General features: G+C 65.9%; 10 protein-coding genes. 5 read left to right on the forward strand and 5 right to left on the reverse strand.

Going from position 1 to position 11,898, the window contains the following annotated elements:
• Positions 1-137: 137 nt before the first annotated feature.
• Positions 138-2,357, forward strand: coding sequence for an alpha-galactosidase (locus ACP4XC_RS19815; RefSeq protein ID WP_427172416.1), 2,220 nt, complete (start codon positions 138-140; stop codon positions 2,355-2,357).
• Positions 2,358-2,433: 76 nt separating this feature from the next.
• On the opposite strand, the gene ACP4XC_RS19820 is transcribed toward ACP4XC_RS19815, so the two are convergent.
• Positions 2,434-3,396, reverse strand: a complete 963-nt coding sequence (locus ACP4XC_RS19820) for a hypothetical protein (RefSeq protein WP_427172417.1) — start codon at positions 3,394-3,396, stop codon at positions 2,434-2,436.
• Positions 3,397-3,630: 234 nt separating this feature from the next.
• Here ACP4XC_RS19820 and aroQ point away from each other — a divergent pair, with 234 nt between their 5' ends.
• Positions 3,631-4,107 (forward strand): type II 3-dehydroquinate dehydratase, encoded by a 477-nt coding sequence (aroQ, locus tag ACP4XC_RS19825; protein ID WP_427172418.1) that lies wholly within the window; start codon positions 3,631-3,633, stop codon positions 4,105-4,107.
• Between the two features lie 2 nt (positions 4,108-4,109).
• Positions 4,110-5,129 carry a DUF2332 domain-containing protein gene (locus ACP4XC_RS19830; protein WP_427172419.1) on the forward strand — a complete coding sequence of 340 codons (1,020 nt, stop codon included), beginning with the start codon at positions 4,110-4,112 and terminating at the stop codon, positions 5,127-5,129.
• Positions 5,130-5,222: 93 nt separating this feature from the next.
• On the opposite strand, the gene ACP4XC_RS19835 is transcribed toward ACP4XC_RS19830, so the two are convergent.
• Complete coding sequence (locus ACP4XC_RS19835) at positions 5,223-6,407, reverse strand: MarP family serine protease (protein ID WP_427172420.1); 1,185 nt, start codon at positions 6,405-6,407, stop codon at positions 5,223-5,225.
• Between the two features lie 250 nt (positions 6,408-6,657).
• Between ACP4XC_RS19835 and ACP4XC_RS19840 the strand changes: the two genes are divergently transcribed.
• Positions 6,658-7,335, forward strand: coding sequence for a Crp/Fnr family transcriptional regulator (locus ACP4XC_RS19840; RefSeq protein WP_011693220.1), 678 nt, complete (start codon positions 6,658-6,660; stop codon positions 7,333-7,335).
• A gap of 563 nt (positions 7,336-7,898) precedes the next feature.
• On the opposite strand, the gene ACP4XC_RS19845 is transcribed toward ACP4XC_RS19840, so the two are convergent.
• The 3 genes from ACP4XC_RS19845 to ACP4XC_RS19855 are packed head-to-tail and all read right to left on the reverse strand — an operon-like array spanning position 7,899 to position 9,573.
• A complete protein-coding gene (locus ACP4XC_RS19845) occupies positions 7,899-8,810 on the reverse strand; it encodes an NUDIX hydrolase (RefSeq protein ID WP_427172421.1) in 912 nt (303 codons plus the stop codon).
• Positions 8,811-8,827: 17 nt separating this feature from the next.
• Entirely contained in the window at positions 8,828-9,415 is a 588-nt protein-coding gene (locus ACP4XC_RS19850; RefSeq protein ID WP_427172422.1) for a RidA family protein, read from the reverse strand.
• A 2-nt stretch (positions 9,416-9,417) separates the two neighbouring features.
• Positions 9,418-9,573, reverse strand: coding sequence for a DUF4177 domain-containing protein (locus ACP4XC_RS19855; RefSeq protein WP_427172423.1), 156 nt, complete (start codon positions 9,571-9,573; stop codon positions 9,418-9,420).
• Positions 9,574-9,610: 37 nt separating this feature from the next.
• On the opposite strand from ACP4XC_RS19855, the gene ACP4XC_RS19860 reads away from it, so the two are divergent.
• Positions 9,611-11,896, forward strand: coding sequence for a transglycosylase domain-containing protein (locus ACP4XC_RS19860; protein ID WP_427172425.1), 2,286 nt, complete (start codon positions 9,611-9,613; stop codon positions 11,894-11,896).
• Positions 11,897-11,898: the final 2 nt, after the last annotated feature.

Below are 11,898 nucleotides of genomic sequence, written 5' to 3' on the forward strand. Positions count from 1 at the left end.
CGACTGCGGCTGACCGCAGTCACCGGGTGCCGCCGCTTCCCTGCTCAAGGCGGCGGCACCCCGGAGCTTTCCCGTCACCAAAATTTTTTCCGTACTGCGTTACTGAACGCACCCCTTATCAATCGAAAGAGACCCCCATGGATCCATTGCATCTCCGCTCCGCCGGCATCAGCCTGGTGATCAGCTTCGACAGCGGGGAGGCCGAGGTCATCCATTGGGGAGCCGATCTGGGCGGTTCACTCCCCGATCTGGCCATCCTGGGCGAACCGATCCCGCACTCGGCCATCGATGCCACCGTCCCCGCCGGGCTCCTTCCGCAGGCCTCGTCCAGCTGGCGCGGCCGTCCCGCCCTCCGCGGACACCGCATCGCCGACGGCGTGCCCGGCCACGACTTCTCCGTCCGCCTTCGCGTCGCGGACGTTTCGGCCGGAACCCGCGCCCGCGCTGCCGGCAACGCTGGAAAGTCAGCGGTCATCACCCAGTCGGATCCGGACGCCGGCATCGCCGTTGTGTCAAGCATCGAGCTGCACGACGGCGGCCTCCTCGAAATGCGGCACACCGTGACCAACACCGGCACCTCACCCTTCCAGGTGGACGAACTGGCCACCGTGCTCCCGGTGGCTCATGACGCCGTCGAACTCCTGGACCTGACCGGGCGCTGGTGCCGCGAGCGCCACCCGCAGCGCCGGCCCATCCAGCAGGGCACCTGGGTACGGACTGGCCGCCACGGACGCACAGGCCACGACTCCTCCCTGCTGCTGGCGGCCGGCACTTCCGGCTTTGGCAACCGCCACGGCAAGGTCTGGGCCACTCATCTGGCCTGGAGCGGAAACCATGAACAGTTCGCAGACAGCATTGCGGACGGCCGCACCGTCATTGGCGGCTCCGAACTGCTGGGACCCGCCGAGGTGGTTCTCGAACCCGGCGCGAGCTACACCACCCCCGCACTCTTCGCCGCATATTCCAGCCATGGCCTGGACGGCATCAGTGAAGCCTTCTACAGCTGGTTCCGGAACCGGCCGCACCACGTCCTGCCCGCTACCGGCGGCGGCAAAGCACGTCCCGTGGTACTCAACACCTGGGAAGCGGTCTATTTCGACCACAACCTTGACACCCTGATCGAACTGGCCGATTCCGCCGCCGAGCTCGGCGTGGAGCGGTTCGTCCTCGACGACGGCTGGTTCCGCGGCCGCCGCGACGACCACGCCGGGCTCGGTGACTGGTACGTGGACGAGGGCCTGTGGCCAGCCGGACTGTCACCGCTGATCGAGGCCGTAACCACGCGGGGCATGGAATTCGGCCTCTGGGTCGAACCGGAAATGATCAACCTGGACTCCGACGTGGCCCGCGCCCACCCGGACTGGATCGCTGGCCCTGCCGCTGCGTCGCACAAGGACGGGGGGCGTCTGCCGCTGGAATGGCGCAACCAGCACATCATCGACCTCGTCAATCCCGGGGCCTGGCAGTACATTTTCGACCGGATCGATGCTTTATTGACCGAAAACAACATCAGTTACCTGAAGTGGGACCAGAACCGGGATCTTCTGGAGCACGGCCACGCCGGCCGGGCGTCGGTGCACCAGCAGACCCTTGCCGCCTACCGGCTATTCGACGAACTCCGCAAGGCGCACCCCGGAGTCGAGATCGAAAGCTGCTCGTCCGGCGGAGCCCGCGTGGACCTGGGCATCCTGGAACGGACCGACCGGATCTGGGGCTCGGACTGCAACGACGCCCTGGAACGCCAGACCATCCAACGCTGGACCGGGCTCGTGGTGCCGCCGGAACTGGTGGGGGGCCACATCGGACCCACCACCTCCCACACCACCGCCCGCACGCACGATCTCTCCTTCCGCGCCATCACCGCGCTGTTCGGGCACTTTGGCATGGAATGGGACGTCCGCCAGGTTCAAGGGGCCGAGCGTGAGGAACTCAAGCGCTTCATCGGCCTCTACAAGGAGCACCGCGGGCTGATCCATGCCGGACGCATGGTCAGGGCGGATCTGGCCGACGAATCCCTGATGCTTCACGGCGTGGTGGCCCCCGCCGCCTTGTCGGCAGGCATGGTCGCAGGCGACACGGCCGGCCTGTTCGCCCTCGTGAGCACGCGGACAAGCTTCGCCGAACAACCGGGCCGCGTCACCATCCCCGGGTTGGACCCTGAACGCAGCTACCGCGTGGAGGCCATCTTCCCGGTCCCCTCGGATGCCGACTATGCCCGCACCTACACCCAGGTCCGGCCGCCGGCATGGCTGGCGGCCGGCGCCGAGGCCAGGGGCCGGTTCCTTGCCGAGGTGGGCCTGCCCATGCCGGTCCTCAACCCGGAGCATGCACTTCTGTTGAAGTTGTCGGCAGCCTGAGCTGAGCCGGCCGGGGCCGGGGCGGCCAGCCGCGCAGCTGCCCGCCCCGGGCGCCCGGGCGCCAAACTCACAGGGCCTAACGGGCGTCCACCAGGACAACTTCGAACTCACTGGCCCCGGCTATGCCGAACTTTGCATTCACGGCTGCGAGCGTGTCCCCGAACAGGGCCGCCGTCGTCGGAACCTGGAAGTCGGGGCTGGTGATCACGGCGCGGACTTCGCCGGAATCGGTCCCGGGATCCAGGCGGATGCGGCTGACCTGATTGAGCTGGTTCTGCACCGCCCACAGGGTGTGTCCCTGCGCCACGATCCCGTCGACGTAGGGCACATCCACGCCGGTGATCCGGGCGCTGGAGCCCGTTTCCGGGTCCACGGTGTAGAGGGCCCCGTTGACGGTATGGGCCACAACCAGGGTCCGCCCGCCCTGGACGGCCGCAATGCCGTTGAGGTTAAAGCCCTGCTTGATGTCCGCGGCCGGCCCGCTCAGCGCGAGCGTCTCGGCATCGCCGGGTTCCCCATCGTGGTTGACCGGGATGAAGTAAAGCTCGGGGCGCGTCGAATTGGTGAACCAGGCGCCGTCGTCGGTCAGCGTGACGTCGTTGATGAAGGCCGGCTGCTGTGGCGTCGCCGCGGTCAGCTGGTACTCCGCCACGGTCTTTCGGGTATGTGTGTCATAGACGTAGGCCTGCCCGGTAGAGCCGCCGGCGACGAAGAGCAGGTCATGGCGGACGTCGGCTTTCATGCCCACCGCTGCCCGGCCATCCGGGACGTCGATAAAGAGTTCGGCGGTGCGGTCGCGAATGTCCCCGCGGTAGATGTCGCCCTTGGCGAGGTCTCCTGCGTAAAAGGTGCTCCCCCGCCCGGCGGCGATTCCTTCAGCCGATGTGGCCCCCGGGAGTTTGATGACCGACGTCGAACGCTCGGCCGACGGCGCCCTGGCGCCTGCCATGGGGGCCGGAACGAAAAGTGCCGCAAGGGCCACGAGTCCCACAGCGGCGCGGCGAAGTGCTTTTCCTGAACCAATACTTGTGTGGCGCATGATGACGCTCTCCAGATCGGGCTTTCCGCGCGAGCTGACCCGTACGGGAGCTCCGCACGATGGTTCTCTCAGTTTAAGCACCGCGGTGACGGCCCGCCAGAGTCCGGCGAAGTGCCGGGTGGGGCTGCCGCGGCGCCCTGCGGGGCGCCGCCCTGCGGGGCGGCCCGGCGCCGCCCCACGGCCCCACCCGTAAAGATCCGCGCAGGTTGCCCGCCACGCGATACATTTGCACACATGACTGAAGCCGCCCCCACCAACGACGCCAGCCGTGGCACCATCCTGGTCCTTAACGGCCCCAACCTGAACCTGCTCGGCACCCGTGAGCCCGAAAAGTATGGCACGTCCACACTGGTCGACGTCGAAAACCTCGCCAAGGAAGCCGGGGCGGCACATGGCTTCGACGTCGAGTGCTTCCAGTCCAACCACGAGGGCGCCCTGGTGGACGCCATCCACGCGGCCCGGGGCAAAGCCGTCGGCATCGTGCTGAACGCCGGCGCCTACACCCACACCTCGGTGGCCATCCGCGACGCGATCTCCGCGGTGCAGCTGCCCGCCGTCGAGGTCCACATCACCAATGTCCACGCCCGCGAGGAATTCCGGCACCACTCCTATCTCTCGGACATCAGCAAGGCTGTCATCGCCGGGGCCGGCATCATGGGTTACCGGTTCGCCGTCGAATACCTGGCTGACTTGAATTCCCCGCAAGCCTGACTATGTGCGCGGACGGACCAGGAACGGCTGACTGGTACCGGAACTTCGGCATGTTCGACGCCCCGGAGTCGTCGCCCTGTTACGCGGAGTGGTCCGTTGGCATCGCGAACGACCCTGAGCTGATCCGCCGCATCGAGCAGTGGCCGCACAACAAGCGTCAGCCGCTGCTCATGCTGGCCGCCGCCCGTTTCCTGGGCGCACGCATCAGCCCGTACCCGGCATTCAGCGAGTTCCTATACGACCACTGGGCTGAGATCTCGCGCATTGTGCTGGCGCGCGCCACACAGACCAACGAGGCCGGACGATGCGCCACCCTCTTGCCGTCACTGGCGGCGATCGCGGACGTTACCGGAAAGCCGCTTGCCCTGCTGGAAGTGGGTGCATCCGCCGGGCTTGGCCTGTTTCCGGACCGGTACGCCTACGAATACCAGGGCGCCGCCGGGATCACCCGCCTCTTACCTGGACCGGAGGAGCCGCCACCGCCCATGCTCCGCTGCACCATTGAAGGCCCGGTCCCCGTGCCCGCGGCCCTCCCTGAGGTGGTGTGGCGGGCCGGGATCGACCTCAACCCGCTGGACATAGCCAATCCCGACGACGTTGCATGGCTTGAGGCGCTCATCTGGCCGGAGCAGGAATTCCGCCGGGAGCGGCTGCGCCAGGCCATCGCCATCGCGCAACAGCAGCCGCCGCTGCTTGTGGCCGGCGACCTTAACGAGCAGCTGGTGCATCTCGCAGCATCAGCGCCGGCGGACGCAACGCTGGTGGTGTTCCACAGCGCGGTGATGGCCTATCTGACGTCGGCCGAACGTGAAAGATTCCGCCAGGCAATCAACGCACTCGCGGTAAGCCGGGGGTGTCAGTGGCTGTCCAACGAGGGCCACACGGTGATCCAGCAGGCTGACGGTTCCAGTGTGGTCCCCGAAATGAATCCGGAACGGCTCCGCGGCCGCTTCCTGCTGCTGCACAACGGACAACCCGTGGCCATCGCCGGTCCCCACGGCCAAAGCCTGCAATGGCTCTAACAGCGCACCGGGCCCGGGCTTCGGCCCGCTCCCTTGATAGTCAGGAGCTGAATCCCGAGAGGTGGACTGTTGGTTGCGCTGTTGCTGGTTGCGCTATTTCTGGATACATTGCCCGGACGATACGGCGCTGCTCAGGCCCGGAGCCTGCGCCGCCACGGGTCCCAGATCAGCCATGGTAATGGCGAACCCCAGCGCTTCCTGCGACGTGGTTTTCGCGAAGATAACCCCTGCCACCTCTCCGCTGTTGGTCAGCAGCGGTCCGCCCGAGTTGCCCGGCTGGACGTCGCCGGCGATGCGGTACACGTCCTCGGGCGACGGATTGTTGCCATAGATGTCCGGGACAAGCACCGGAGTGATGTCCTGCACGGTTGCGGGCTTGGACTGGAACGGGCCGCCGTGCGGGTAGCCGGCGAAAGCCGCCGGGCTGCCGGCAGGCAGGTTTCCGCTCAGCGGAAGTGGGATTGCGGGCAATCCGTCAACGGCGAGGACGGCGAGGTCGTGCTGGCTGTCGAAGTACACCACGCGGCCCGGCATGGCCCCCACGCCGGGGGCCTCCACCACGGGCTGCGACACGCCCGCCACCACGTGGGCGTTGGTCACAACCCGGCCGGGCGAAACCACGAACCCTGTTCCAGTCTGGTTCTGCCCGCACTGATAGGCGGTTCCGGCAATCTTCAGCACCGATTCCGCAGCCCGGTTCAAGGCGGGAGTGTCCGTGCTGGCATTGGGAGCCGTTACCTGTTGTCCTTGGCCTATCCCCTCGATCAGGGTGGGAATGCCGTCCCCGATCACGGCAGACCGCAGTTGCGCCACGGCGGTCTTGACCGGCGTCGGGGTCAGCCCGTCGATGAAACGGATCACCTTGGATTCGGCCAACTGCTGCGACACAAAGGGAACGCCCAGCGCACTGATGCTGAAGGAGAGCATGGACATCACCAGGGCGGCCACCACCACGTTGACCCCGCCTCCCACCACGCGGTCCACGGTGCGAAGGGGCTGGATCCGCACGGCGCTGCGGATACTCCGCCCGATCATGGTGCCCAGCGCATGTCCGAGGACAATGAGCACGACGGCGGTGGCCACGATAGCGGTGAGCCTCCAGCCGCTGTCCTGCACGAGGTTGCTGACAATGGGAACGGAAACGAACGCGGCCAGGGCCCCGGCAACAAATCCGGCGATACCTCCCAGCGTTACCAGAAAGCCGTTGCGCAGGCCGTATATCAAATAGGACAGCAGCGTGAGAATCAACGCCAAGTCCAAGATGGTCAAGCCGAACAACGGGTCTCCTTACAGACAGGTAAGCCCCAATTCTAATGGTGGATACTGACAGTTTGCCGGACGGGCCCGCCGTCGGACGTCATCCGCCGCGGACCTCTGAATGGGCCGCCCGAGGGCGCTTCAGCGGGCAGCCCCCAGGCCCTCGCGGCGTCGTTTAGGGCGTTGCAGGTGCCAAGTACGTCACAGAACTTTCAAAATTCTGAAACAATGGCTGAAGCGCCCCAGCCGACACAATAAGTCAGGAGATTTTATGGACATCGAGGTATTGCGCCGCGCACCCCTTTTCGCCACGCTCGACGACGAAGCATTCCGCCTTCTCACGGATGAGCTTACCGAGGTGGACCTCTCACGTGGAGCCTCGGTTTTCCGGGAAGGCGACCAGGGTGACCAGCTGTACTTCATCGTCTCCGGCAAGGTGAAGCTGGGCCGCACGTCTCCCGACGGTCGCGAGTCACTGCTTGCCATCCTCGGCCCGGGTGAGCTCTTTGGTGAGATGGCGCTGTTCGACCCGAGCCCCCGCACGGCCACGGCAACTGCCGTCTCGGAGACCCGCCTGGCCGGGTTGAAGAACGAGAGCCTCAACGCCCTGCTCCGCACCCGTCCAGAGGTTTCCGCCCAGCTGCTGCAGGCCCTGGCCCGCCGCCTGCGCCGCACCAACGACTCGCTCTCCGACCTCGTGTTCTCCGACGTCCCTGGCCGCGTGGCCAAGGCGCTGCTGGACCTGGCCGACCGTTTCGGCCGCCCGGCGACGGACGGCGTGCTGGTGGCCCACGAGCTCACCCAAGAGGAGCTGGCCCAGCTGGTGGGCGCCTCCCGTGAAACCGTGAACAAGGCCCTGGCCGAGTTCGTTCAGCGCGGGTGGCTGCGCCTGGAAGCCCGCGCCGTCGTGATCCTGGACATGCAGCGCCTCCGCCAGCGCTCCCGTTAACCGCAATTAGCAGCAAGCCCGAGGGCCGGCCCGTGGAAACGGAGCCGGCTTTCGTCGTTTAATGCGGGATCTTGCCCGGTCCGTTCGGCTGCGCGGATCACTCAGCGCAGGGGTTCGCTCCGGTGTTGGTTCGTTCACAGCGTTGGCTCGCTCACAGTGTTGGGCCGCTCAGCGCCACGGGACATGCCCAGTCGCGGCACCACACATCGGACATAACGCCACTGTGCTCAGCGGCCCGCGTCGGCGGAGGACATATCCAGTGGTGGGGAGGTCGTCGGCAGCAGCCGGGTAAGTCGCCGGAGGACATGTCCAGTGGCTCAAATCAGTCCGGGGAGGACATGTCCGTTCCCCACTTCCCGGGCCTTGGGACATGCCCATTCCCGGGAGCAGACCGTGGACATAACGCCCTTATGTCCATTGGTCCGGGCCAGGGGAGGGCATGTCCCCCGGGGGTCTTCGCGAGCAGTGGACATGTCCCACGGTGAGCCTCAGGAAGGGGCATGTCCCCCAGCCGGAGGCACGTCCCGCGCCCCGGGGACGCGCCTGAGCCTGCGCCGGCCGTGTCAGCGTTCGCGCTGCGGCTCGCCGGCGATGGTTTTGGCTGCCTCGACCTCGAGCATGAGCTTGCCGTCTTCCTCGACGAGCCGGGGCTGGTAGACGTGGGGCTTGCGCTTGTAGCTCAGGTAGGCAATGCACCCGTTGGCGGCGGCCATCTTTTCGAGCATGATCTCGGATCCGGGCACCAGCAGCTGGCCCAGTTTCAGGCCCACCGTGTTTTCCTGGCCCACTTCGTCGCCGAGGGCGGTGGTGTCCCGTTCCTCGATGATCTTCTTCGCGCACACCCAACGGCCCCACACGCCCTTGCTGGCCAGGAGCGAGGGCTGCTGGTTCACGGGCACCGTGGCGGCGAAGTAACGGGTATTGAAACGCCGGTGGGCAAAGTCGGGGCTAAGCCAGTTGACCAGCGGCTTGAGCAGGTCCGTCCGCACCGACAAGCCGCGTTTGGCGAGAACGTCGGTGAAGGACTTTTCCTGATCGGCCACGGCTTCCCGCGCGCGCATCCACTCGGAGGTGGAAATGGCTTCCACTGTGGTGGAGAGGTCCGGACCGGCCAGCAACACCCCGGTTTCCTCGAAGAGCTCGCGGATGGCGCCCACCACGTGGCGTCGGGCCAGTCCGACGTCGGTTGTCCCCATTGCGTCCGCCCACTGCTGGGGCGAGGGCCCCAGCCAGCCGACGGCGTCGTCGTCCGAGGCGTCCAGGGAGCCGCCAGGGAAGGCGAGGACTCCCAGCGGAGAGGATCCGGGGCGGTATCCGAGCCAGGTCTCAAGGCCGGTGGGTGAGTCCCGGAGGAGGACCACGGATGAGGCGAACCGCGGCGCGCGGGGCGTCCGCTCGCCGTGTTCAAGCCAGCTTTGTGCCGCTCCCTCAAGATCGGGAGGCAACACAAACAGGCGACGGGCTAACTGGGGCAAGGGAATTGACCGGCCTTCTAGCTAAATTCCGCAATCAATTCGACTTCCACAGGGGAGTCGAGAGGCAGGACCGACACGCCGACGGCGGAGCGGGCATGCTGTCCGGCGTCGCCGAGGACGGTGCCGAGCAATTCGGATGCCCCGTTGATGACGCCGGGCTGCCCGGTGAAGGACGGATCCGAGGACACGAAGCCGACAACCTTGACGATCCGCGTGATGCGGTCAAGGTCCCCGATGACGCTCTTGACCGCAGCCAGCGCATTGACAGCGCAGACGGCGGCATAGTGCTTGGCGGTCTCCGGCGACACCGTGGCCTCGTCGGCGTGGCCCTCGGCGCCCGTGGACACCTTCCCCGTGGCTTCGAGTTTGCCGTTAATAAACGGCAGCTGGCCCGACGTGTAAACGTGGTTGCCGGAGATGACCGCCGGGACGTAGGCGGCCACCGGAGCAGCCACCTCCGGAAGGGCCAGGCCCAGCTCGGCCAACCGCTGTTCGACGGCGGAAGCCGGCGCTGCGGCTCCGGTAACGGAGGTTCTTTCGGTGCCGGCGGCGGTTTCTTCGGCGGGTGCCGGGGTCTCCGGGCCGGTGTGTGCAGTGCTAGTCATGACTACTGCTTCTCCCTCTTAAGGTAGGCAACCAGACCGTTGCCTTCGGGACCGGTGACTACCTGAACGAGCTCCCACCCGTCTTCTCCCCACTGGTCCAGAATCTGCTTCGTGGCGTGAATAATGAGCGGAATCGTGGCGTACTCCCATTTGGTCATGAGCTAAAGCCTAGTCGTTGCCGCTAAAGTGGAAAACATGGCGACTGGTAGAAACCCTTTATTCGACACGGCCACCACCCTCGGAAAGATCCTCGCTTTCCTTGGCGTGAGCGCTATTTGTGGTGTCCTCGTGGCGGGCCTGCTGGTCCCCGCGGCGGCAGTATCCGGTAGCACGGCCAGCGGTTCCATCCAATTTTTCGACACGCTGCCGGCCGAACTCCAGGTGGACCCGCCCAGCCAATCCACCAAGATCCTCGCCTCTGACGGCAGCGTGATCGCCAATCTCTTCGCCGAAAACCGCACACGCGTTTCGCTGGACCAGATGTCGCCATACATCAAAGACGCGATCATTTCGATCGAGGACAGCCGCTTCTACCAGCACGGCGGCGTGGACACGACCGGCATCCTGCGAGCACTGGTAAGCACGGCGCGCGGGAACAAGCAGGGCGCCTCCACAATTACCCAGCAGTACGTGAATAACGTCATCAACGCTTCCCTTGAAGCCGAGGGCAAGAGCGAGGACGTCAAGCTCAACGGCGTCAACAAGGGTGTCGGCGACAAGCTTCGCGAAATGAAGCTGTCAATCGCCCTGGAAAAGAAGTTCACCAAGGAGCAGATCCTCGAGGGCTACCTCAACATCGTGTTCTTCAACCGGGACGCCTACGGCATTGAAGCCGCCTCAAAGTTCTTCTTCAGCACCACGGCCAAGGACCTGACCCTGCCGCAGGCCGCACTGCTGGCAGGCCTGGTGAACAGCCCCTCCTATTACGACCCGATCAACCACCCGGACAATGCCAAGGTCCGCCGTGACCTGGTGCTCAGCTCCATGCTCAACCAGGGCAAGATCAAAAAGGCCGACTACGACGCCGCGGTGGCCACGCCGGTGGAAACCAAGGTCACCCCCGCCCGCCAGGGGTGCGCCTACGCCGCAACCGCCCCCTACTTCTGCGACTACGTCCTGCACCTGCTGCTGAACAACCCCGCATACGGAGCGGACGCCACAGAACGTGAAAAGAAGGTCTTCCGCGGCGGCCTGACCATCACCACCACCCTGGATCCCAAGGCGCAGGGCGTGGCCCAGACCCAGGTGGATGCCTCGGCCGGCGCCAACCCGGACAAGTGGGGCGCGGCCCTGGTGTCCGTCCAGCCCAACTCGGGCAAGATCATCTCGATGGCGCAAAATACCGTCTGGTTCCCGGCCGACGGTAAATTCGACCAGACCCAGAACTTCAACGTCGATGCCAAGGACGCCAACGGCAACGACCTCAACGGCCTGGGCGGGTTCCAGCCCGGTTCCACCATGAAGCCCTTCACTTTCGCCGAATGGCTGAACGAGGGCAAATCAATGAACACCCAGCTCAACGGCGCGGTGCGGCGATATCCGCAGAACTTCCCGTGGAAGAACACCTGCCCCACACCAACGGTCGGCTGGTATGACAGCACCAACGGCACCAAGGACCTGCAGAACGCCGAAGACGGCTACTACAAATACATGTCCGTCCTTGACGGCCTGGCGAACTCGATCAACACCATGACGTTCGCCTCCGCCGCGCAGGTGGACCTCTGCGGAATCCAGAAGATCGTGGATGCCGTGGGTATTCACGCCGGCCTGCCCAACGCCGACTCACCCAATCCCAAGGTGAAAATGACCACCCTGGGTAACCTGATCGGGTCCACTCAGACGGCCCCCCTGACCATGGCCAGCGCGTTCGCCACGTTCGCAAACGACGGCAAGTACTGCGAGCCGATCGCGATCGTGTCGGTGACGGACCAGAACGGCGCCCAGCTGCCGGCCCAGGCTACGAGCTGCAGGGACGCGGTCAAGCCCGAAGTGGCCCGGGGCGTCGCCTACGCCATGCAGGAAGTGTTGAACCGCGGCTCGGGTTCATTGATCCAGCCACGCATCTCCACCAAGACGAACTTCCCCATCGCCGGCAAGACCGGCACCAACGACACCAACGGATCAACCTGGGTTGCCGGCTACACCACGGGCCTGGCGACGGCCACTTGGTTCGGCGACCCCCTGGGCGACCAGAGCCGGGCCGGTCAGAACATCACGGTGAACGGCAAGTTCTACAAGGGCATCGACGGCTACATGATTGCCGGTCCCCAGTTCTCCAACTACATGGCACAGGTGGCTCCGGGCTACGGTACCAACCCGTTCCCCGCTCCGCCGTCCAACATGGTCAACGGGGCTCCCGCCACCCGGCAGACCACGCCGTCCACGCCGAATCTTTCACCGCTCCCCGCGCCCAGCACGGCTGCGCCCGCTCCGGCGCCCAGTAATGGCAACAGCGGCAACAACGGCAACGGCAAGGGGTAGCG

This window comes from Arthrobacter sp. 92, from assembly GCF_050260325.1.
Classification (GTDB): Bacteria; Actinomycetota; Actinomycetes; order Actinomycetales; family Micrococcaceae; genus Arthrobacter.